The sequence below is a fragment of the Streptomyces sp. NPDC026062 genome, from assembly GCF_055568375.1.
Map to the genome: position 1 here is coordinate 31,397 of NZ_JBVHOQ010000029.1, position 22,814 is coordinate 54,210.

Sequence of the window (22,814 nt, forward strand, 5' to 3'; positions counted from 1 at the left end):
GTGAACGTACCCGCCGCGCGGCAGGGGGAAGCAGGGTGCGTGAAAATTCTTGTGAATGATTTCACAAGCGAACGATGGTCCAAAGTCCCGGAAGAACGCCCAGCTCGGACGGTGTATGCGCGGTCCGCACCGGCAACCGACGGGACCAACGGTCCTGCGCCGAGGACCAATGCGGGCCGCCGGGCGCGGCGATCGGGAGTGCAATGGACGCAGCGGCGAAGAAGACGCGTGGACGACGAAGGAAGGTGCGGGCCATGACGGCGACTGCGGCAGAGGCGACCACGGACAGCGGGGCCTGGGACGGCTTCAGGGGCGGACTGTGGCGCGACGCGATCGACGTCCGTGACTTCGTCCAGCACAACTACACGCCCTACGAGGGCGACAGTTCCTTCCTCGCCGGCCCGACCGCCCGCACCACCGCGGTCTGGGAGAAGCTCCTCGCGATGTTCCCGGACGAGATCGCCCGGGGCGTGCACGACGTGGACGTGAGCACACCGTCCCGGATCGACGCCTTCCGCCCCGGCTACATCGACGCCGGCCTGGACCTGATCGTCGGCCTCCAGACCGATGCCCCGCTCAAGCGCGCCATCATGCCGAACGGCGGCTGGCGCATGGTCGAGGGCGCCCTCCACGCGTACGGCTACGAGGCCGACCCCGAGGTCAAGGAGATCTACACCCATCTCCGCAAGACCCACAACGAGGGCGTCTTCGACGCGTACACCCCCGAGATCCGCGCCTGCCGCTCCGCCGGGATCATCACCGGCCTGCCGGACGCCTACGGCCGGGGCCGGATCATCGGCGACTACCGGCGCATCGCGCTCTACGGCGTCGACCGGCTGATCGCCGCCAAGGAGGCGGACAAGGCCGCGCTCGGCGGGCAGTGGCCGACCGAGCACGTCATCCGGGACCGCGAAGAGGTCTCCGAGCAGATCAAGGCCCTGAACGAGCTCAAGTCGATGGTGCTCTCGTACGGCTACGACATCTCCGGCCCCGCCCGCACCGGCCGCGAGGCCGTGCAGTGGCTGTACTTCGGCTACCTGGGTGCGGTGAAGGAGCAGAACGGTGCGGCCATGTCGATCGGCCGGATCGACAACTTCCTCGACGTGTACCTCCAGCGCGACATCGAGCGCGGGGTGATCACCGAGGAGCAGGCGCAGGAGTTCATCGACGACTTCGTCATCAAGCTCCGCGTCGTCCGCTTCCTGCGCACGCCGGAGTACAACGAGCTGTACAGCGGCGACCCCACCTGGGTCACCTGGTCGATGGCCGGCATCGGCGAGGACGGCCGCCCGCTCGTCTCCCGCACGACCTTCCGCGCCCTCCAGACCCTCTACAACCTCGGCCCGGCCCCCGAGCCGAACCTCACCGTCTTCTGGTCGCGTTGGCTGCCGGCCGGCTTCAAGGAGTTCGCCTCGCGGGTGGCCATCGACACCTCGGCGCTCCAGTTCGAGTCCGATGATCTGATGCGCCCGAAGTACGGGGACGACACGGCGATCGCCTGCTGTGTCTCCGCGATGGCGACCGGCAGGCAGATGCAGTTCTTCGGCGCCCGCGTCAACGTCGCCAAGGCGCTGCTGTACGCGATCAACGGCGGCCGCGACGAGCTCACGGGCAAGGTCGTGGTGGAGGGCTTCGAGCCCGTCACCGGTGATTACCTGGACTACGACACCCTGGCCGAGCGGTACGACGCGATGCTCGACTGGCTGGCCAGGACCTACGTGCACGCCCTGAACGTCATTCACTACATGCACGACAAGTACGCGTACGAGCGCCTGGAGATGGCCCTCCACGACCAGGAGGTCCTGCGCACCATGGCCTGCGGCATCGCCGGCCTCTCGGTCGCCGCCGACTCGCTCTCCGCCGTGAAGCACGCCCGGGTGAAGGTGATCCGCGACGAGACCGGACTCGCGACGGACTACGAGATCGAGGGTGACTATCCGGCGTACGGGAACAACGACGAACGGGCCGACGCCCTCGCGCGCGGCATCGTCCACGACTTCATGGAGAAGATCCGCAAGCACCCCACCTACCGCGACGCGGTGCACACCCAGTCGGTGCTGACGATCACCTCCAACGTGGTCTACGGAAAGAAGACAGGCAACACCCCGGACGGCCGCCGCTCCGGCGCCCCGTTCGCCCCCGGGGCCAACCCGATGAACGGGCGCGACGCGCACGGATACGTCGCCTCCGCCCTCTCGGTCGCCAAGCTGCCGTACGACGACGCGGAGGACGGCATCTCGCTGACCAACACCATCACGCCCGACGCACTGGGGCGGACCCCCGAGGAACGCGTCCACAACCTCGCCGGCGTGCTGGACGGATTCACCGCGAGCGACGGCTTCCACATGAACGTCAACGTCCTCGACCGGGCGACCCTCCAGGACGCGATGGAGCACCCGGAGAACTACCCGCAGCTGACGATCCGGGTCTCCGGATACGCGGTCAACTTCACACGGCTGACCCGTGAACAGCAGCTCGACGTCATCCACCGCACCTTCCACGGTTCGCTCTGAATCCCGGCCGGGGCCGGCCGAAGCGCCGGCCCCGTGCCCCTTCGAACCGCGCGGCGCCGGGCGGCCCATCCCTGTACGGCCCCGGTGCCGCGCGCACCACCCCCAGCGGCCCAGCCGGCCGCAGACCCTCCGCGAAGAAGGTCCCGTCATGGCCGTCCTCCTCGACAGCACCGACATCCCCGCCTCCCCCACTGTCCTCGCGCCCGGTCCTGGTCCCGGCCCCGTGTCCGCTCCTGCCACCCCGGCGGGGGCGGTCACGCGGCGGGCGGTCTCCGGCTCGGTCCACTCCTGGGACCTGTCGACGGGTGTCGACGGCCCCGGCACCCGCTTCGTCACCTTCCTGGCCGGCTGTCCGCTGACCTGCCTCTACTGCCACAACCCGGACACCATGCGGATGCGCAGCGGCACCCGCGTCTCGGCCGACGACATGGTGGCCGAGGCGGCCAAGTACACGACGTTCATCCACGCGGCGGGTGGCGGAGCCACCGTCAGCGGCGGCGAACCCCTGCTGCAGCCCGTCTTCACCGGTGAGCTGCTGCACCGCCTCAAGCACGAGCTCGGGCTGCACACCGCACTCGACACCTCCGGCTTTCTCGGCAGCCGCGCCACCGACGCGCTGCTGCGTGACACCGATCTGGTCCTGCTCGACATCAAGTCCTGGGACCGAGCCACCTACCGCAAGGTCACGGGCCGGCCACTGGAGCCCACCCTGGACTTCGCCCACCGTCTCGCCGGTATCGGCAAGGAGGTGCACGTCCGCTTCGTGCTGGTCCCGGGCCTGACCGACGACCCGGCCAACGTCGACGGGGTCGCGGCCTTCGCCGCCTCGCTCGGCAACGTCTCACGCGTCGACGTCCTCCCCTTCCACAAGCTCGGCGAGGCGAAGTGGCAGGCCCTGGGCAAGCCGTTCACCCTTCATGACACTCCGTCGCCCACCCCCGGGCAGGTCGCCACCGCCCGCGAGATCTTCGCCTCGCACGGACTGCACGCCGTGTGAGCTGGCCGGCAGGGGCGTGGCCGGGCCCGTCGGGTACAAGGGGCGTGCCGGGCGACGGAGGATGCCGCCGCGCCGCGACGCGCTCACCCCGTAGGGCCATAAAACAGGACTAACCTCCACATACGGTCCTACGCTGACGGGGTGACCGAGCCACCAGAAGCCTCTGCCTCAGCGGCACAGCCCGCCCCCGGTGAGCACACCGGTTCCTCCGGCGTGACCGTCGACCCGCCGGCCTCCGACGGGTCCGCCCGCTCCGGCTCCGCCGTCCCCCGGTCCGTCACCGCCCGCGCGACCGCGGTCGGCGTGATCGTCTCCCTCCTGCTGATCGTGGCCATCGTGCTCGGCAGCAGGTTCCTGGAGAACTTCGACTCCGCGCTGCTGCCGTACGCCGTGGCCACGGTCTTCCTCGCCTTCGGCGTCGCCTACCGCTACACGGTCTGGGTCTCCGCCCCCGGTGCCCGACGGCTGTTCAAGAAGGGCTGGGGGAGCCTCTTCTCGGCCGAGAACTTCCGTAAGGCGCCCACCGCCCTGCCGAAGATGATCGCCACCTACCTCGGCTTCCAGAAGTTCCTCGGCGCCCGCTCGCACGCCCGCTGGGCCGCCCACCAGCTGATCTTCTGGGGCTGCATCCTCGCCTCGCTGATCACCTTCCCGCTGACCTGGGGCTGGTTCACCTTCACCTCGGGCACCGGGTCCGGACCCGGCTACGAGATGCGTATCTGGGGTTTCAAGATCATCGGATTCGACTCCCTGGACTTCCTCGGCTGGCTGATGTTCCACGGCCTCGACATCGCCGCCGTCCTCGTCATCCCCGGCGCCTCCTACTTCCTGTGGCGCCGGATGAAGGACCGCGGCGCCATCACCGGCCAGCGCTTCGGCTACGACCTGGTGCCCCTCATCGCCCTGATCGTCATCTCCGTGACGGGGCTGCTCCTCACCTTCTCGTCGATCTTCCTGCACGGCGGGGGATACGAGTTCCTGGCGATCCTCCACATGGTCTCGGTCGTCTTCACCCTCATCTACATCCCCTTCGGGAAGTTCTTCCACATCGTCCAACGCCCCGCCGCCGTCGGCATGCAGCTGTTCAAGTACACCGGCCGGCAGGACCAGGAGGTCTTCAGCTGCCGGCGCTGTGAGGAACCCATCGACACCGCCCCCTACGTCGACAACCTCCGCGGCACCATGCGCGACCTCAGCCTCGACTTCGACCAGTGGGCCGAGTACTGCCCGCGCTGCAAGCGGGTGCTGCGCGGCAGCGCCTATCTCTCCCAGGTGAAGAAGGGCTTCAAGTGACCGCGGATCCGCGAGCGGCCGACACCCGTGCGGTCGTCCCCCTCGACCCCTCCCTCGCCCCGCCCGGCACCCGCGCCTTCCGCGACGCCGGCGGCATCCCCGCCGACCAGTGGCACGCCGACCAGAACGGTGAAACGCTCGTCCCCACCCACTGCTGTTTCTGCGGGGTGCAGTGCGGGATGTATCTGCGCGTCGACCGCGGCGGCAAGGTCTTCGGTGTCGAACCCCGCAACCACGACATCAACCGGATGCGCCTGTGTCCCAAGGGCATCAACGCGTACCAGCAGGTCAACCACCCCGACCGCCTCACCGCACCGCTCATGCGCCGCTCCCGGGACGAGGAGTTCCGGGAGGTCTCCTGGGACGAGGCGCTCGACTTCACCGTCGCCGAGATCAAACGCATCCAGCAGACCTACGGCAACGACGCCTTCGGACTGCTCGGCGGAGCGAGCCTGTTCTCCGAGAAGACCTATCTGGTCGGCAAATTCGCCCGGGTCGCCCTCAAGACCCGGCACGTCGACTACAACGGCCGTCTCTGCATGGTCAGCGCGGCGGGCGCCAACAAGCTCGCCTTCGGTATCGACCGGGCGGGTAATCCCTTCTCGGACATCCTGCTCACCGACTGCCTGCTGATCGCGGGCTCCAACGTCGGCGAGTGCTTCCCCGTGATGACCCAGTACGTGTGGGGCGCCCGGGACCGCGGCGCCAGCCTGATCGTCGTCGACCCGCGCGAGACGGCCATCGCGCGGACCGCCGACATCCATGTCGCCCTCAAGCCCGGGACCGACTCGGCGTTCTTCAACTCCGTGCTCAACGTCGTCATCGAGGAAGGCCTCACCGACGAGGCCTATCTCGCCGCCCACGCCACCGGCTGGGAGGAGGTGAAGGCCAAGGTCGCGGAGTACCCGCCGTCCCGGGCCGCCGAGATCTGCGGCGTCCCCGCCGAGCAGATCGTCCAGGTCGCCCGCACCTTCGCCCGCGCCCCCAAGGCCATGGCCTGGCACGCTCGCGGCATCGAGCACCACTCGCAGGGCGTCGAGAACTGCCTCACCGTGATCAACCTCTGCACCGCCACCGGACACATCGGCAAGCCCGGCGCCGGCTACGGCACCATCACCGGCCAGGGCAACGGACAGGGCGGCCGCGAGCACGGCCAGAAGTCCGACCTGCTGCCCGGCGGCCGCTCGATCATGAACGAGGAGCACCGCCGGCAGATCTGCGAGATCTGGGGCATCGAGGAGTCCGAACTCCCGCCCGCCGGAACCTCGATGATGGAAATGGTCTGGCAGATGCAGCGCCGCGAGATCCGCGGACTGATCGGAATCTGCAACAACCCCTTCGTGTCCCTGCCCAACTACCAAGTGGTCAAGGAGGGGTACGACACCGCTGAGTTCCATGCTCAATTCGACTTCTTCCTTTCCGAGACCGCTGCCAACGCCCATGTCGTCTTCCCCGTCACCACCTGGGCCGAGGACGACGGGGTGATGGCCAACGCCGAGGCCCGGGTGGTCAAGCACAACAAGGCCCAGGACCCGCCTCCCGGCGTACGGACCGACACCTGGGTGATGTGCGAGCTCGCCCGACGTCTTGGCGCGGGCGAGAAATTCTCCTTCGCCGACTCCCGGGAGGTCTTCGACGAGCTGCGGATCGCCTCCGCCGGCACCGTCAACGACTACTACGGAATCACCTACGAACGGCTGGAGGAGACCGGCGGGATCGCCTGGCCCTGCCCCTCCGCCGACCACCCCGGCACCCCCCGGCTCTTCGAGGACGGCAGGACCTACCACCCCGACGGCAAGATCCATATGCAGGTCGTCGAATGGCACCTGCCGATGGACCCGTACGACGACGACCACCCCATGTCCCTCACTACCGGTCGCACCGTCGCGCACTTCCTTTCCGGCAACCAGACCCGTCGTCTCGGCGGCCTCGTGGAACAGACACCACGCCCCTGGGTCGAGGTCCACCCCTCCCACGGCTTCCGCAACGGTGAACCGGTCCGCGTCGTCACCCGGCGCGGCAGCGAGGTCTTCCCCGCCCTGGTCACCGAGGCGATCCGCCCCGACACCGTCTTCATCCCGTACCACTGGCCGGTCCCCACGGCCGCCAACGCGTTGACCATCGACGCCCTGGACCCCCGCTCCAAGATCCCCGAGTACAAGGTGTGCGCCTGCCGCATCGAGCACGCCGAGAGGATCGACGAGGTACCCGCACCCCCGGTGGCGCCGGGCCACGTCGCCTACCCGGAGGCCCAGGTCTCCCGTACGGACCCGTTGCCGCCCACGTCCCCGCAGGGCCGTGGCACCTCGGAAAGGAGCTGATGCCCGCATGATGGGCAGAACGATCTTCATCGACCCGGGACGCTGCATCGGCTGCCAGGCCTGTGTCTCCGCCTGCCGGGAATGCGATTCCCACCGCGGCAAGTCGATGATCCACCTCGACTACACCGACGAGGGCCAGTCCGTCGCCTCCCTTCCCACGGTCTGCATGCACTGTGAGGACCCCGTCGCCCCCTGTGCCGAGGTCTGCCCGGCCGACGCGATCCTGGTGACCGCGGACGGGGTCGTGCAGCAGGCGGACACCACCCGCTGCATCGGCTGCGCCAACTGTGTCAACGCCTGCCCCTTCGGTGTCCCGAAGATCGACCTCCAGGCGAAGCTGCAGATGAAGTGCAACCTCTGCTACGACCGCACCGCCTACGGCCTCGCCCCCATGTGCGCCACCGTCTGCCCGACCGGAGCACTTTTCTACGGAACCGTCGAGGAGCTCCAGGCCGAGCGCCCCGGAGTCCAGGTCGCCGACACCTTCGTCTTCGGTGAGACCGAGGTCCGTACCGGGGTCGCCATGGTCGTCCCCGCCGACCGCGTCCAGTGGCCGGTGCCGGGCGGCCTGCCCGTCGTGGAGATCAACGGGAAGGACGTCCGCCGATGAGCGTCACCGAACAGCCGCCCTCCGGAGACCCGCGCCGGCCGTCCTCCGGCGACCCCCGTCTGCCGTCCTCGGGAGAGCCGCGCCGGCCGTCCTCCGGCGACCCTCGCGAAGCCCTGCACGACCGGATCGCCGCGGACTCCCTCACCACCCGCCGGGACTACCTCCGCATCGTCGCCACCGTCTCCGGCGGTCTTGCCGTCGGCGGGCTCGGTGTCGCGGGCGGCATGCTCCCGCGCCACGGCGACCCCGACGACAGCAAGGCGCCCGCGCCGAAGAGGATCGGCTCCCAGCTGCTGCCCGGGGAGTCCCTTGCCTTCAGCTATCCCGACGAGGAGGACAAGGCCGTCGCCGTACGACTCGATGACGGCACCCTCGTCGGGTATTCGGCGATCTGCACGCATCTGGCCTGCGCCGTGCTCTGGCGCAAGGACCGGGGCTCCGAAGGCGAGCTGTACTGCCCCTGTCATGAGGGCGTCTTCGATGCCCGCACCGGCGAGGTCACGGCCGGACCGCCACCCCGCGGACTGCCCAAGGTGGTCCTCACCGAGCAGACGGACGGGAGTATCTGGGCGGTCGGCACCACCCATTCCGGCGAGAGCATCGAGCATGGGCTGTGCCGCCAGCTCGGCGACGACCGCCCGGACCTCGCCTCCCGGATCGGCTGCCCCGGAGTCCGCGGGGGCGCCGAAGCCCCCGAAGCCCCCGGAGCCGACGGCACCTCCCGTACCGGGGCCACCGGCGCTTCCCTTACCGGGGTCACCGAGCCCCAGACCTCCGGCAGGCGGACATGAGCGACGCCCAGCAGCCCAGCGGTCCGAACTACCCGGAGTACCACCCGGGCAGCGCACGGCCCGAACTCAACCGGCCCGTCCACGAGCGCTACCCGCAGATCCGGTCCACCAGTGGCTACGGCGACCCCCGCGTCCGTCACACCGGGCCGGGACCAGGAGCCGGCACCGATCAGGAACCGGAGCGGTCCTCGAAACTGACGGCACGGCTGACCCTGGCCATGACCGTCGTCATCGGGCAGCTCTGGGGACTCACGGTCGTCATCGACGAATGGATGGAGGGCAACACCGGTACCGCCTGGTGGGGGGCCGGATTCCTCTGCCTGTCGTTCCTCGTCGTCCTCGGACTCTGGTGGCTCGACCCCAAGGACCGCTGACCCCCGCCCCGGCGTCCCGCCCTGACACCGGGGCGCACGCCGGGGCGTCCGCGCACCTGCGGGGCGGTCGTACCCTGGAGGTATGAGTACCGCCCCCGCCTCCGGACCGCGCGATGCGAAGCCGAACCCGTCGGCCCAACCCAAGCCCAAGCCGGTACTGATCTTCGACGATCCGCTGGACCAGCAGTCCGCGGACGATACGGACCGGGGATGGGGCGAGCGGGCCCCGGCCGGCGGCAGCGCCGCCGACCTGGCCAGGTTCCTCGACGAGAAGCCGCCGCACCACGTCTGAGCCCGGCCACGCCCGGTCCGGGACCCTAGTCCTGGTGGCCACGCCCCGGGCCCTCGCCACGGTCTCCGTCCCACGCGCCGCCGCTCCGGCCGTCGGCGGTGCTGCTGCCGCTCACATCGCCGCTGCCGCTGCCGCCGCGTTGTGTGATCAGCGCGTCGCGGATCTCCTTCAGGACCTCCAGCTCGCTCACCTCCATCGTCTCCTGCACACCCTCCTTCGCCGCCTGCATGGCGGCCCGCCTGGCGAGGTACTTCGCCATCGGGAGCACCATCAGGAAGTAGACGACTGCAGCGGTGATCAGGAAGCTGAGGGTGGCGCTGAGCACCGAACCCCACAGGATCCGGACACCCTCGGTCACCTCGCCCGTGTTCGGGTCCGTCGTACAGGGGCCCTTCAGACAGGAGCTGTAGCTCTCCAGATCCTTGGTGCCGAGCGCACCGACGAGCGGATTGATCACGCCCTTGACGATGGCGTTCACGATGTTCGTGAACGCGGCGCCGATGACGACGGCGACCGCCAGATCGATCACGTTGCCGCGCATCAGGAAGGCCTTGAAGCCGTCCAGCAGGCTGACCTTCTTCTTCTCGCTCACGCGTGAGCCGTCCTTCGTCCATGTCGTAAGAGGAGCGAACTTTTTCGCAACCTACGACAGGACATGGGTGCTCCACCCCATACGCGATGAATGCAAGGTGACGTGATAGTTCGTCAGTGCGAATCAACACAGGATCACCGCAAATCCTGCGGAGATTCCCGCACCGGCCAGTGCTGTCGCCGTCGCTCGTGGCACGGAGAGCACGATCAGTGCCCCGTTCTCAGTGGAGCCCTCGATGGACGCCGAAGGCACTTGGGTCACCCGCGCACCCTTCGCCAGCACCCGGGAGCCGGATCCGGCCCCCTCGGAGGCGATCACGTCGACCCGGTCGCCCGGACGCAGCAGCCGGACGGTTGCCGCATCCGCGATCCGGACGGGCGCGGACACCAGCCGGGGCGGCGGCGCAACGTGGTGCTGGGCCCGCTCTGCCGTCCCTGCCGTTCCGGTCGCACCATGACCCCCGCCGGTCCTGTCGCCGCTGCCGCTACCGGGCCCGCTCCCGCCGAGCCCCGAAGCGGCCAGCGCCGCAGCCGTCAGCGCCAGCCCTGCGGCCATCGCCCGCCGCTGCCGCCACACCGCTCGCCACAGCCGGTGTCCACCGCCCCCGCGCACCCGCAGCGGGGGAAACGCCGGCACCCCGCAAGGTGGCGGTGCTGGCGTCGGTAAGGGCGGCGACGCTGAGGCCGAAGGAGAGAAGGCCGAAGGAGAGGAGAGCGAGGGAGAGGAGAGCGAGGGGGAGGAGAGCGAGGGGGAGGAGAGCGAGGGGGAGGAGAGCGAGGGGGAGGAGAGCGAGGGGGAGGAGAGCGAGGGGGAGGAGGCCGAACGGGCAGAGAGCGAAGAGGCAGAGAGCAAAGAGGTGGACAGCGAAGAGGTGGAGGGGCCGTACGGGGACATGGCAAACACCGCCTGCGGTGAGGGAGTTCGGAGAATCGGATCGTGGGTGCTGTCCGGTCGAAGAAGATCGGCCGGACAGCACCCACGATCCATCACCCGCGAGATTCCCGCTGAGCCCTGTGGACGGCCCCCACGATGTGGACAACTCCCTCACTCGCTTGAGGGGCCCGCCAGTAACTGATCGCCTACGGCAGCTCGATCCCCGTGTCGATCCCGTCCAGCGCACGTGCGCACGGACAGTCCCGGTCCGCCTCGGCGGGCAGCGCCGCCACCGCGTCGAACAGGACCGTGCGCAACCGGTCGACATTGGCCGCGAACACCTGGAGCACCTCGTCGTGGGAGACTCCCTCGCCGGCCTCCGCGCCCGCGTCCAGGTCCGTGACCAGCGTCATCGTCGTGTAGCAGAGGCCCAGCTCACGGGCGAGCACGGCCTCGGGGTGTCCGGTCATCCCGACCACCGACCAGCCCATCGCCGCGTGCCACCGCGATTCCGCCCTCGTCGAGAAGCGCGGCCCCTCGACGACCACGAGTGTCCCGCCGTCCACCGCTTCCCAGTCCCTTCCCCGGGCCGCCGCCAGGGCGACCTTGCGCCCCTCGGGGCAGTACGGGTCCGCGAAACCCAGATGCACCACGTTCGGCGCTGTCCCGTCCGCCCGGGTCTCCCCGTCGTAGAAGGTCTGGACACGGGTCTTCGTACGGTCCACGAGCTGGTCGGGCACGAGCAGCGTCCCCGGCCCGTACTCCGGCCGCAGCCCGCCCACCGCGCACGGGCCGAGCACCTGGCGTACGCCGACCGAGCGCAGCGCCCACAGGTTGGCGCGGTAGTTGATGCGGTGCGGCGGCACATGGTGGCCGCGTCCGTGACGGGGGAGGAAGGCGACCCGGCGGCCACCGATCTCGCCGAGGAAGACGGAGTCGCTCGGCGCTCCGTAAGGGGTTTCCACGCGAACCTCGGTGACGTCCTCCAGGAAGGAGTACAGCCCCGAACCGCCCATCACACCGATCTCTGCGTTAACCATGCGGTCACAGTAGGCGTTTGACCCGGCGAGTGGTCGGGGCGGCCGTGAAAGGTCCGGCGTTCGGTGCGGGCGGCCGGAAAGCACGGTGCTCGGCGATGACGTGGCCGCCGAAAACGCCGGGACCCCGCCGAGTGGATCGGCGGGGTCCCGGTGGAAGCCAGGCGAAACGGTCGGACAGGCCCCTCAGGCGGCCGACGAACCGCTCGACGAGGACGAGGAAGCGGAGGACGACGAAGAAGACGCCGTGGAAGAGCTGGAGGAACCGGAGGAGGAAGCCGTCGACGAGGACGACGACTTCGCGTCCGATCCCGTCGAGGACGACGATCCGGAACCGGAGGCCTTCGCCGCGGCGGGAGCCGGCGTGCTGCTCGACGAGGAGCCACGGCTGTCGTTCCGGTAGAAACCGGAACCCTTGAACACGATGCCGACCGCCGAGAACACCTTCTTCAGGCGTCCATTGCAGCTCGGGCACACCGTGAGGGCGTCATCGGTGAACTTCTGCACCGCTTCGAGGCCCTCGCCACACTCGGTGCACTGGTACTGGTAAGTCGGCACTTGATCCTCCTGGCACTCTGACTCGATGAGTGCTAACGACGCTCCATAGTGACTTATTCCGCTGGATCAGTCCACCGTGACCGGCCCTCGGTGACCGATCCCACGTGCCACGGTCCGTCCCGAAGCCTTCGGGACGAGCCGCGAACGCAGCGCCACCAGGGTCACCAGCGCCAGCACCGTGCCCACCAGCGGCACCAGGAATCCGGTGCTCGCGCCATGTGCGTCCGCGAGCCGGCCGGCCACCGTCACCGCGCCCGCCTGGCCGAGCGCGACGGCGCCTGTCAGCCAGGTGAACGCCTCGGTCCGCGCCGATCCCGGGACCAGGGCCTCGACCAGCGTGTAGCCACTGATCAGAGCAGGCGCGATGGAGAGGCCGACCAGTAGCCCGAGCCCGGCGAGCAGCGGCATGGAGTGCACTGCCCACAGGCCCGACGCGGTGAGGGTCAGGGCCGCGTATCCGGCGATCAGCCGGCGGCGCGGGCCGGTCTTCCAGGCGATGGCGCCACAGGCGATACCGGCCAGCATGTTGCCGGCCGCGAAGATCCCGTACAGCAGACCGTTCGCACCGGGGCTGCCGATCTCCTCGGCGAAGGCGGTCAGCGAGACCTGCATTCCGCCGAAGACCGCGCCGATCCCCAGGAAGGCCACCGCGAGCACGCGTACGCCGGGGACGGCGAGTGCGGAGGTGTGCCGCTGCGATTCCGCGGCCCCGGCGTTGCGTACCGCGGGCTGAGTGGCGCGCTGTGCGGCGAAGAACAGGCCGCCGAGCAGAGTCAGGGCGGCCTCGGCGATCAGTCCCGCCGCCGGATGCACCCCGGTGCACAGCGCGGTGGCGAGGACCGGGCCGATGACGAACGTGAACTCGTCCGTCACCGACTCGAAGGCCGCCGCCGTCGACATCAGCGGCGAGGCCTCCCGTCCCGGAGCCGCCCGGAGCACGGCCGCCCAGCGGGCGCGCACCATCGGGCCGATCTGCGGGACGGAGGCGCCCGTCGGAACAGCAGCGGCGAACAGGGCCCACATCGGGGCGTCCGCCAGTGCCAGCGCGGTCAGGCCCGAGACGGAGGCCGTGTGCACGAGGACGCCCGGCACCAGCACGGCACGCTGGCCGAAGCGGTCGGCGAGCTTGCCGGTCTGCGGGGCGAACAGGGCCATCGCGACGCCGGTCACGGCGGCGACGGCGCCGGCACTGCCGTACGAGCCGGTGGTGTGCTGGACGAGCAGGACGATGCCGATGGTCAGCATCGCGAAGGGCTGCCTCGCGGCGAAGCCCGGCAGGAGGAAGGTCCACGCACCCGGGGTGCGCAGCAACTGCCCGTATCCGGGGCGGTCGGAGACCGTGGACGCCACGGTCCATGCCTTTCTGCCGCCTGGTGGCCGTGCCCCTGCGGGACGGGCCGGCACGTGGGTGCGGACCCGGTCAGGAGCTGCCGAGAGCTGTCCTCTTCGCGCGGAACTGCGGTAGATGCCGGGCGCTCGCAGCAGAGGCGGAGGACGCCACGACCGCCATACGGTCGCGCCAGCTCTGCATCAGGCAGAGTTGGTGGATCAAATCGGTCGATCTGGGTTTCCTTCATGCTACAGGCACAGTTCATGCCGCTCCTGTGCCTGTGCCTGCCCCTGTCCGACCCCGACCCCGACCCCGACGAGGCGCGAATCGGCCCGCCGCGCCCCGACCTGACTCGGTCCGCCCCGCCCCGCCCCGCGTCGATGAGACGAGACCCGGCCCGGCTCGCCCCAGGGCGCCCAGGCGCACCCAGGCGCATCCCGTGGACGAACGCGCGCCCTTAGTGGTGCGCCGTGGCGTCGCGCGACCGCCCCTTGTGCTTCTTGTCGTCCTCCGTCCTGCCCAGCTTCTTCACTGCCTTGAGCGTATGGGACACATGGGGGCCGGTGAGGGTCTCGTCGCCGGTGTTCACGCCGGCGCCCAGCCAGCCGGCCAGCTTGCCGCCCTCGCCGATCGCGCGCAGCCGCGCCTCGGTCGCGTCGCGCACCGGGTCGGTCGTCACGACCAGCAGTTCGTCGCCGCGGCGCAGCACGGTCGAGGGTGCGGGCACGAAGCTCTTGCCCTCCCGGACGACCAGCGTCACCGCCGCTCCCGCCGGCAGGCGCAGTTCGCCGACCTCGACGCCGTGCATCTTCGACTTCGCGGGGATGGCCACGGAGAGCAGATGTCCGCGCAGCCGTTCCAGGGGCGCCGATTCGATGCCCAGGTCGGCCGTCTCGGAGGGGTCTTCGGCGATCTTGAGGGCCTTCGCGAGCCAGGGCAGGGTCGGTCCCTGGATGAGGGTGTAGACGACGACAAGCACGAAGACGATGTTGAAGACCCGGGTGGAGCCCTCGATCCCGGACACCATGGGGATGGTCGCCAGGATGATGGGCACCGCGCCGCGCAGCCCGGCCCAGGACATGAGGGCCTTCTCCTGCCAGGGCAGCCGGAAGGGCGCCAGTGAGATGAAGACCTCCAGCGGCCGGGCCACCACGGTCAGCACCAGCCCCACGACGACGGCGGGCCAGAAGTCGTCGAGCAGGTCGTGCGGGGTGACCAGCAGTCCGAGCAGGACGAACATGCCGATCTGGGCCAGCCAGCCGAGCCCGTCCGCGAAGCCGCGGGTGGCGGGCCAGTGCGGCAGCTTGGCGTTGCCGAGGATCATCGCGGCGAGGTAGACGGCGAGGAATCCGCTTCCGTGGAGCATCGCGCCGGCCGCGTACGCGGACACCGCGATCGCCATCACCGCGATCGGGTAGAGGCCCGAGGCCGGCAGGGCCACATGCCGCAGTCCGTACGAGCCGAGCCAGCCGACGGCGATGCCGATTGCGGCGCCGATCGCCAGCTCCAGGGCTATCTCGCCGACCAGTACGTACCAGCTGTCGACCGGTCCGACGGTGGAGAAGGCCACGACCAGGATCACCACAGGGGCGTCGTTGAAGCCGGACTCGGCCTCCAGGACGCCGGTGATGCGGGCGGGCAGCGGCACCTTGCGCAGGACGGAGAAGACCGCGGCGGCGTCCGTCGACGAGACGACCGCGCCGATGATCAGGGCCTGCCGCCATTCCAGACCGACCAGGTAGTGGGCCCCGGCCGCGGTCACGCCCACACTCACGCCCACGCCGACGAGGGAGAGGACGACGGCCGCGGGCAGCGCGGGTTTGATCTCTTTCCACTTCGTGCCGAGGCCGCCCTCGGCGAGGATCACGACCAGAGCCGCGTACCCGATGACCTGCGTCAGTTCCGCGTTGTCGAACTTGACGTCGAAGAAGCCGTCCTGCCCCATGGCGATTCCGATGCCGAGGTACAGGAGCAGGCTGGGGAGCCCGCTGCGGGACGAGACACGTACCGCCGCCACCGCGACGAGCAGGACGAGCGAGCAGACGAGCAGGAGTTCGTTGAGCGTGTGGACAGTCAGTGGCCGGTCCTTCCCTGCGTACGCCTGCCGGATCGACTTCCGGCGGCGGGTTACTTCGTTACCTTACCTAATCTTTAACGTTTTCTTGATGGGTTCGAGCATTCGTGCGATCGCTACGCAATTCGAACCATCCCGATACCGCGTCGGACCGGCCCCGGCGCTGCGCCTATGGTTGCTCCTGCACTCCCAGGACCACCCTGCCCCTCGAAGGACAGCGATGCCCGCCAACACAACCGCCTCTTCCGGCTCCACCGGTACCGCCGGCGGCGGGACCGGCAAGAAGAAGAGGCGACGCGCCCGCCTGATCGTGATCGTTCTGGTGCTGGCGCTCGTCGCGGGCGTCGGTTACGGAGCGTACTGGTCCGTATCCACCGTGCGCGCCTCGTACCCGCAGACCAGCGGGACCGTCCGGATCGCCGGACTCGACGGCACCGTCGAGGTCAAGCGCGACAGCTACGGGATCCCGCAGATCTACGCGGACTCCGACGCCGACCTGTTCCGCGCCCAGGGCTTCGTCCAGGCGCAGGACCGCTTCTGGGAGATGGACGTCCGCCGTCACATGACGGCCGGCCGGCTCTCCGAGATGTTCGGCTCCGGCCAGGTCGAGACGGACTCCTTCCTGCGCACGCTGGGCTGGCGCAAGATCGCGCAGGAGGAGTACGACACCGTCCTGTCCGACGACACCAAGAAGAACCTCCAGGCGTATGCGGACGGGGTGAACGCCTACCTCAAGGACCGCGACGGCAAGGAGATCTCCGTCGAGTACGCGGCCCTCGGCTTCACCAACGACTACGAGCCCACCGAGTGGACCCCGGTCGACTCGGTCGCCTGGCTGAAGGCCATGGCCTGGGACCTGCGCGGCAACATGCAGGACGAGATCGACCGTTCGCTGATGACCAGCCGGCTCGAAGAGGACCAGATCAAGGACCTGTACCCGGCCTACCCGTACGACAAGCACAAGCCGATCGTCGACGAGGGCGGGATCTCCCCGGTCACCGGGAAGTTCGATCCGGAGGCGACGCCTTCCGAGGGCGTCGGCTCGGCGACGGCCGAAGGCGCCACCGAGGGCCTCACCGCCCAGCTCGGGGCGCTCTCCGACACCCTGGACGAGATCCCCGCGCTGCTGGGCCCCAACGGCACCGGCATCGGGTCGAACTCCTGGGTCGTCTCGGGGCAGTACACGACCACCGGCAAGCCGCTGCTGGCCAACGACCCGCACCTGGCGCCGCAGCTGCCCTCGCTCTGGTACCAGATGGGGCTGCACTGCCGCGCCGTCTCGGCGAGCTGCAAGTACGACACCGCCGGGTACACCTTCTCCGGCATGCCCGGCGTGATCATCGGCCACAACCAGGACATCGCTTGGGGCTTCACCAACCTGGGCGCCGACGTCACCGACCTCTTCCTGGAGAAGGTCTCGGGCGACGGCTACCTGTACGACGGCAAGGTGAAGCCGTTCACCGTCCGCGAGGAGACCATCAAGGTCGCCGGCGGCAGGAGCAGGCACATCACCGTGCGCGAGACCAACAACGGCCCGCTGGTCTCCGACCGCAGCAGCGAGCTGGAGAAGGTCGGCCAGAAGGCCCCCGTCAGCAACGCCGCCCCCGACCGGGCGGACGGCTACGGGGTCGCCCTGAAGTGGACCGCGCTGGAGCCGGGCCACTCCATGGACGCCGTCTTCGAGCTCAACCGGGCCAAGGACTTCGCCACCTTCCGTGCGGCGGCCGAGCACTTCGAGGTTCCCTCGCAGAACCTCATCTACGCCGACACCAAGGGCAACATCGGCTACCAGGCGCCGGGGAAGATCCCGGTCCGCACCTCCGGTGACGGCACGATGCCCAGCCCCGGCTGGTCCTCGGCGTACGGCTGGAAGAAGGACCCGATCCCCTTCGACGAGCTGCCCTACGAGTACAACCCGAAGCGCGGCTACATCGTCACCGCCAACCAGGCGGTCATCGACGAGGACACGTACCCGTACCTGCTCACCAAGGACTGGGGCTACGGCAGCCGCAGTCAGCGGATCAACGACCTCGTCCAGTCGAAGATCAAGGGCGGCGGGAAGATCTCGACCGAAGACATGCAGAAGATGCAGATGGACAACACCAGCGAGATCGCCGCGCTGCTGGTGCCCGAGCTGATGAAGATCAACATCTCGGACAAGGACATCCGCGAGGCGCAGAAGCTGCTGGAGGGCTGGGACTACACCCAGGAGGCCGACTCCGCGGCCGCCGCGTACTTCAACGCGGTCTGGCGCAACATCCTCAAGCTGGCCTTCGGCGACAAGCTGCCCAAGGAGATGCGCGTCGAGGGCGAGTGCCTGAACGTGCCGCCGGCCAAGAGCTCGGGTCCGGTCGACGAGCAGGACAGGCTGGTACGCGAATGCGGTCAGCGCGACGCGGACTCCGCTCAGCCGGACGGCGGTGACCGCTGGTACCAGGTGGTCGCGAACCTCATGGACAAGCCGGACAGCGCGTGGTGGAAGGCGCCGGCGAACCGCAAGGACAAGGCGACCGAGAACCGCGAGGAGCTCTTCGCCCGTGCCATGGAGGACGCGCGCTGGGAGCTGACGGCCAAGCTCGGCAAGGACATCACCACCTGGAGCTGGGGCCGGCTGCACCAGCTGACCCTGAAGAACCAGACCCTCGGTACGGAAGGGCCCGGACTGCTCCAGCGGGCGCTCAACCGGGGCCCCTGGAACCTCGGCGGCGGCGAGGCCGCGGTGAACGCCACCGGCTGGAACGCGGCCGGCGGCTACGAGGTGGTCTGGGTCCCGTCGATGCGGATGGTCGTCAACGTGGGGGACTGGGACAAGTCCCGCTGGATCAACCTGACCGGCGCCTCCGGTCACGCGTTCAGCGCGCACTACACCGATCAGACCGACAAGTGGGTCAACGGCGAACTGCTCGACTGGTCCTTCGGGACGAACGCGGTGTCCGCGGCGACCAAGGACACGCTGACGCTGAAGCCGTAGGAGCGCGAGCGGGAGCCGGCCCTCGGTGCTTCGGGATGAATCTTCCGAAGCACCGAGGGCCGTCCGGTTTCCCCGCGCCTTCAGTGGCCGTCGATGTCGCTGCCCTCGTCGCGGTCGCCCTTGCTGCCGCTGTTGCTCGCGCCGAAGCGCCGTGGGCCGGCCGGTGTCACCACGGCGTCCACGGGGTGGTCGTGCGGCTCCTCGGGGACCCGCGCGGTCACCTCGGCGTCGTACAGCAGCACGATCAGCGCGGGGTGGGCCCCGGCCGCCGCGAGGCGGGCCAGCACCCGGTCGTAGCTTCCGCCGCCGCGGCCGAGCCGCATCCCGCGCCCGTCCACGGCGAGGCCCGGAAGGAGCACCACGTCCGCGTCAAGGACGGCGTCGGGGCCCAGCCGTGCCCCGTCGGGCTCCAGGAGCCCGCGACCTGCCTTCCTGAGGCCGCCTGCTCCCTCGTACGGCGCCCAGTCCAGGTCGTTGTCCGCGAGGAGCACCGGCAGCAGGACACGTACGCCCCGCGTGCGCAGGGCGTCCAGCAGGGCGCGGGTGCCCGGCTCGCGCCCCACCGAGACATACGCGGCGACCGTACGGGCCCCGGCGACCTCCGGGAGTTCGAGTGCGCGACGGGCCAGAACCGCTGCGGCCCGTTCGGCGTCCTCGCTGGTCAGGAGGCGTCGTGCGGAGAGCAGGTCGCTCCGCAACAGTGCCTTTGCGGACATCTCTGTGTTCAACAGGCCATCCCCAGCTCACGCGTACCGGCATATTTAAGTACAAAGTTAACCGGAGGCTCACCTTCCGCCCATCTGCGCCGGTTAGGGTTCTGCGCATGACTCAGTCGAACCTCAGGATCAGCAAGGCTGTCATCCCGGCGGCGGGCCTCGGGACCCGCTTCCTGCCGGCCACCAAGGCCACTCCCAAGGAGATGCTTCCTGTCGTCGACAAGCCTGCCATCCAGTACGTCGTCGAGGAGGCGGTCGCCGCCGGGCTCTCCGACGTCCTGATGATCACCGGTCGCAACAAGCGTCCCCTGGAGGACCACTTCGACCGCAATTACGAACTGGAGTCGGCGCTGACCCGCAAGGGCGACGCCGAACGGCTGCGCAGGGTCCAGGAGTCGAGCGACCTCGCCACCATGCACTACGTCCGCCAGGGCGACCCGAGGGGACTCGGCCACGCGGTGCTGTGCGCGGCCCCGCACGTCGGCGACCAGCCGTTCGCGGTCCTCCTCGGCGACGACCTGATCGACCCGCGCGACCCGCTGCTGGCGCGCATGGTGGAGATCCAGGAGCGCGAGGGCGGCAGCGTCATCGCGCTGATGGAGGTCGCGCCGGAACTCATCCACCAGTACGGCTGCGCGGCCGTCGAGCCGACCGCCGAGGGTGACGTGGTGCGGATCACCGGACTGGTCGAGAAGCCCGAACCGGCCGACGCGCCCAGCAATCTCGCCATCATCGGCCGCTACGTCCTGGACCCCGCGATCTTCGGCATACTTCGCCGGACCGAGCCGGGCCGCGGCGACGAGATCCAGCTGACGGACGCTCTCCAGCTCCTGGCCGAGGACGAGAAGGCCGGAGGTCCGGTGCACGGCGTGGTCTTCAAGGGCCGTCGCTATGACACCGGTGACCGGAGCGACTACCTCCGTGCCATTGTCAGACTCGCGTGCGAACGTGAAGATCTGGGCCCGGAGTTCCGGACCTGGCTCCGCAGTTACGTCACCGAGGAGATGTAGCACCTTGAGCAGCACGATCTGGTCGGTGGACGAGCACCTGGAAGACATCCTCGCCGCGGTGAGGCCGCTCGAACCCATCGAGCTGCAGCTGCCGGAGGCCCAGGGCTGCGTCCTGGTCGAGGACGTCGTCGTGGAGATCGCCCTGCCCCCCTTCGACAACAGCTCGATGGACGGCTACGCGGTCCGTGTCGCCGATGTGGAGGGCGCCACCGAGGAGTTCCCCGCGGTCCTCACCGTCATCGGGGACGTCGCGGCGGGCGACGCCGGTCTGCTCGGCGGCCAGCGCGTGGGGCCGGGCGAGGCCGCCCGCATCATGACGGGCGCTCCGCTCCCGGCCGGCGCCGAGGCGGTGGTCCCGGTCGAGTGGACCGACGGCGGTACGGGCGAGGGCCCCGCCGCCACGATGCGCGCCCACAGCGACGCCCCCGAGGGCGCGCGCGGCGAGGTCCGCGTCCACCGCCCGGCCGAGGCCCGCGCCCATGTCCGGGCCCGTGGGAGCGACGTGCGGCCGGGCGATCTGGCGCTGAGTGCCGGTTCGGTGGTGGGGCCGCCCCAGATCGGCCTGCTCGCCGCGATCGGCCGCTCGACGGTGAAGGTGCGGCCCCGGCCGCGCGTCGTCGTCATCTCCACCGGAAGCGAACTGATCCAGCCCGGCGAGGAACTGACCGGCGGCCAGATCTACGACTCGAACAGCTTCGCGCTGACGGCCGCCGCGCGCGAGGCCGGAGCGATCGCGTACCGGGTCGGCGCCGTGTCGGACGACGCCGAGACGCTCCGGGCGACGATCGAGGACCAGCTGATCCGGGCCGACATCGTCGTCACCACCGGAGGCGTCAGCGTGGGCGCGTACGACGTGGTCAAGGAGGCCCTGTCCTCGGTGGGCGACGAGGAGGAGCCGGGCAGCGGCGTCGACTTCCGCAAGCTCGCCATGCAGCCCGGCAAGCCGCAGGGCTTCGGCTCCATCGGCCCCGATCACACCCCGCTGCTGGCGCTGCCCGGCAACCCGGTCTCCAGTTACGTGTCCTTCGAGCTGTTCGTCAGGCCCGCGATCCGCACCCTGATGGGCCTGCCGGATGTGAACCGCCCGACCGTCAGGGCCTCGCTGGTCACCGACAAGGAGCTGTCCTCACCGGCCGGCAGACGGCAGTTCCTGCGCGGACGGTACGACGCCCAGGCAGGAACCGTCACCCCGGTCGGCGGTTCCGGATCGCATCTGATCGCCGCGCTCGCCCAGGCGGACGCGCTGATCGTGCTGCCCGAGGACGTCACCTCCGCCGGGCCCGGCGCGGACACCGAGGTGATCCTGCTCCGCTGAACGGCGCCCGGTGGCGGTACGGTATCTGCCGCTGTGCCTTCCGGGGGACACCCCCCGGACCCCGGACCTGCACCCCCCGGTGCGGCACCCGGGGCAACCGGCGCCCTACCGCTAGGCGGAGTTAGTTGAGTACGCAGAACAGGCTGACGCACATCGACGAGGCGGGGGCCGCCCGCATGGTCGACGTCTCCGCGAAGGACGTCACCGCGCGCGTCGCCCGCGCCGGCGGCCGGGTCCTCGTCTCGCCGCGTGTCATCGAACTTCTCCGGGGCGAGGGGGTCCCCAAGGGCGACGCCCTCGCCACCGCGCGCATCGCCGGGATCATGGGCGCCAAGCGCACCCCGGAGCTGATCCCCCTCTGCCATCCCCTCGCCGTCTCCGGCGTCACGGTCGACCTGAGCGTGGCCGACGACGCGGTGGAGATCACCGCCACCGTGAGGACGACGGACCGCACGGGTGTGGAGATGGAAGCCCTGACCGCCGTTTCGGTGGCCGCGCTCACCGTCGTCGACATGATCAAGGCCGTCGACAAGTCCGCGGTGATCACGGACATCCGGGTCGAGGCGAAGTCGGGCGGCAAGTCCGGCGACTACCGGCGCGCCGCGCCCGGCGGGGCGGACGAGTGAGCGCCCGCGAACCGGCTTCCGCCGGCTACCGCGCCCTCGTGGTGACCGCGTCGAACCGCGCCTCCACCGGGGTCTACGCCGACAGGGGCGGACCGCTGATCGCCGAGGCGCTGGCCGGACTCGGCTTCACGGTCGACGGGCCGCGGGTCGTCCCCGACGGCGACCCGGTCGAGCAGGCACTGCGGGCCGGAGTGGCCGCCGCGTACGACGTCATCGTGACCACCGGCGGAACGGGCATCTCGCCCACCGACCGCACCCCCGAGGCCACCCGCCGCGTCCTGGACCACGAGGTCCCCGGCATCCCCGAGGCGATCCGTGCCGAGGGCCGGGACAAGGTCCCCACGGCCGCGCTCTCGCGCGGTCTGGCGGGGGTGGCCGGCCGCACGCTCGTCGTCAATCTGCCCGGCTCCACCGGCGGGGTGCGCGACGGGCTCGCTGTCCTGACCCGACTCCTGGTGCACGCCGTCGACCAGCTCCGCGGCGGCGATCACCCCCGACCGGGGAGCCCGAGCTGAACGTCC

Annotated in this window: 20 protein-coding genes; 13 read left to right on the forward strand and 7 right to left on the reverse strand. The window is 70.0% G+C overall.

Annotation, left to right across the window (positions count from 1 at the left end):
• The first annotated feature begins 254 nt into the window (after window positions 1-254).
• The 8 genes from pflB to ACZ4LX_RS24900 all read left to right on the forward strand — a co-directional run bounded on the left by pflB (window position 255) and on the right by ACZ4LX_RS24900 (window position 9,191).
• Window positions 255-2,513, forward strand: a complete 2,259-nt coding sequence (gene pflB, locus ACZ4LX_RS24865) for a formate C-acetyltransferase (protein ID WP_467648634.1) — start codon at window positions 255-257, stop codon at window positions 2,511-2,513.
• A 148-nt stretch (window positions 2,514-2,661) separates the two neighbouring features.
• Window positions 2,662-3,510, forward strand: coding sequence for a pyruvate formate-lyase-activating protein (pflA, locus tag ACZ4LX_RS24870; RefSeq protein WP_467648637.1), 849 nt, complete (start codon window positions 2,662-2,664; stop codon window positions 3,508-3,510).
• Between the two features lie 141 nt (window positions 3,511-3,651).
• Window positions 3,652-4,803: an MFS transporter gene (locus ACZ4LX_RS24875; protein ID WP_467648640.1), complete on the forward strand. Its 1,152-nt coding sequence runs from the start codon at window positions 3,652-3,654 to the stop codon at window positions 4,801-4,803.
• Window positions 4,800-7,124: a molybdopterin oxidoreductase family protein gene (locus ACZ4LX_RS24880; protein ID WP_467648643.1), complete on the forward strand. Its 2,325-nt coding sequence runs from the start codon at window positions 4,800-4,802 to the stop codon at window positions 7,122-7,124. The genes ACZ4LX_RS24875 and ACZ4LX_RS24880 overlap by 4 nt, the downstream gene beginning before the upstream one ends.
• Window positions 7,125-7,131: 7 nt before the next feature.
• Complete coding sequence (locus ACZ4LX_RS24885) at window positions 7,132-7,734, forward strand: 4Fe-4S dicluster domain-containing protein (protein WP_136327991.1); 603 nt, start codon at window positions 7,132-7,134, stop codon at window positions 7,732-7,734.
• A complete protein-coding gene (locus ACZ4LX_RS24890; protein WP_467648648.1) occupies window positions 7,731-8,525 on the forward strand; it encodes a Rieske (2Fe-2S) protein in 795 nt (264 codons plus the stop codon). Before ACZ4LX_RS24885 ends, ACZ4LX_RS24890 begins: the two co-directional genes overlap by 4 nt.
• On the forward strand, window positions 8,522-8,899 hold the full coding sequence (locus ACZ4LX_RS24895; protein WP_467648651.1) for a hypothetical protein: 378 nt from the start codon (window positions 8,522-8,524) through the stop codon (window positions 8,897-8,899). Before ACZ4LX_RS24890 ends, ACZ4LX_RS24895 begins: the two co-directional genes overlap by 4 nt.
• 82 nt (window positions 8,900-8,981) lie before the next feature.
• Window positions 8,982-9,191 (forward strand): hypothetical protein, encoded by a 210-nt coding sequence (locus ACZ4LX_RS24900; RefSeq protein ID WP_467648654.1) that lies wholly within the window; start codon window positions 8,982-8,984, stop codon window positions 9,189-9,191.
• Between the two features lie 25 nt (window positions 9,192-9,216).
• Here ACZ4LX_RS24900 and ACZ4LX_RS24905 read toward each other — a convergent pair whose 3' ends face one another.
• The 6 genes from ACZ4LX_RS24905 to ACZ4LX_RS24930 form a co-directional block, all read right to left on the reverse strand.
• The gene (locus tag ACZ4LX_RS24905) at window positions 9,217-9,732 is read right to left on the reverse strand and encodes a large conductance mechanosensitive channel protein MscL (RefSeq protein WP_467648851.1); all 516 of its coding nucleotides are present in this window, start codon (window positions 9,730-9,732) and stop codon (window positions 9,217-9,219) included.
• Between the two features lie 174 nt (window positions 9,733-9,906).
• On the reverse strand, window positions 9,907-10,419 hold the full coding sequence (locus ACZ4LX_RS24910) for a hypothetical protein (RefSeq protein WP_467648657.1): 513 nt from the start codon (window positions 10,417-10,419) through the stop codon (window positions 9,907-9,909).
• A 443-nt stretch (window positions 10,420-10,862) separates the two neighbouring features.
• Complete coding sequence (locus ACZ4LX_RS24915) at window positions 10,863-11,696, reverse strand: S-methyl-5'-thioadenosine phosphorylase (protein WP_467648660.1); 834 nt, start codon at window positions 11,694-11,696, stop codon at window positions 10,863-10,865.
• A 183-nt stretch (window positions 11,697-11,879) separates the two neighbouring features.
• On the reverse strand, window positions 11,880-12,251 hold the full coding sequence (locus ACZ4LX_RS24920; protein WP_467648662.1) for an FmdB family zinc ribbon protein: 372 nt from the start codon (window positions 12,249-12,251) through the stop codon (window positions 11,880-11,882).
• A gap of 66 nt (window positions 12,252-12,317) precedes the next feature.
• Complete coding sequence (locus ACZ4LX_RS24925; RefSeq protein WP_467648665.1) at window positions 12,318-13,601, reverse strand: MFS transporter; 1,284 nt, start codon at window positions 13,599-13,601, stop codon at window positions 12,318-12,320.
• Window positions 13,602-14,038: 437 nt separating this feature from the next.
• Window positions 14,039-15,598, reverse strand: coding sequence for a potassium/proton antiporter (locus ACZ4LX_RS24930; RefSeq protein ID WP_467648669.1), 1,560 nt, complete (start codon window positions 15,596-15,598; stop codon window positions 14,039-14,041).
• Between the two features lie 277 nt (window positions 15,599-15,875).
• Here ACZ4LX_RS24930 and ACZ4LX_RS24935 point away from each other — a divergent pair, with 277 nt between their 5' ends.
• Window positions 15,876-18,626, forward strand: a complete 2,751-nt coding sequence (locus tag ACZ4LX_RS24935; RefSeq protein WP_467648672.1) for a penicillin acylase family protein — start codon at window positions 15,876-15,878, stop codon at window positions 18,624-18,626.
• 80 nt (window positions 18,627-18,706) lie between these two features.
• Here the strand turns inward: ACZ4LX_RS24935 and ACZ4LX_RS24940 are convergent, their stop codons facing one another.
• Window positions 18,707-19,342 carry a 5-formyltetrahydrofolate cyclo-ligase gene (locus ACZ4LX_RS24940; RefSeq protein WP_467648675.1) on the reverse strand — a complete coding sequence of 212 codons (636 nt, stop codon included), beginning with the start codon at window positions 19,340-19,342 and terminating at the stop codon, window positions 18,707-18,709.
• Between the two features lie 107 nt (window positions 19,343-19,449).
• On the opposite strand from ACZ4LX_RS24940, the gene galU reads away from it, so the two are divergent.
• From galU to ACZ4LX_RS24960, 4 genes are all read left to right on the forward strand, one after another.
• Window positions 19,450-20,352: a UTP--glucose-1-phosphate uridylyltransferase GalU gene (galU, locus tag ACZ4LX_RS24945; RefSeq protein ID WP_467648678.1), complete on the forward strand. Its 903-nt coding sequence runs from the start codon at window positions 19,450-19,452 to the stop codon at window positions 20,350-20,352.
• Between the two features lie 4 nt (window positions 20,353-20,356).
• Window positions 20,357-21,667: a molybdotransferase-like divisome protein Glp gene (gene glp / locus ACZ4LX_RS24950; RefSeq protein WP_467648680.1), complete on the forward strand. Its 1,311-nt coding sequence runs from the start codon at window positions 20,357-20,359 to the stop codon at window positions 21,665-21,667.
• A gap of 125 nt (window positions 21,668-21,792) precedes the next feature.
• Window positions 21,793-22,293 carry a cyclic pyranopterin monophosphate synthase MoaC gene (gene moaC, locus ACZ4LX_RS24955; protein WP_467648684.1) on the forward strand — a complete coding sequence of 167 codons (501 nt, stop codon included), beginning with the start codon at window positions 21,793-21,795 and terminating at the stop codon, window positions 22,291-22,293.
• A complete protein-coding gene (locus tag ACZ4LX_RS24960; protein WP_467648687.1) occupies window positions 22,290-22,808 on the forward strand; it encodes a MogA/MoaB family molybdenum cofactor biosynthesis protein in 519 nt (172 codons plus the stop codon). The genes moaC and ACZ4LX_RS24960 overlap by 4 nt, the downstream gene beginning before the upstream one ends.
• Window positions 22,809-22,814: the final 6 nt, after the last annotated feature.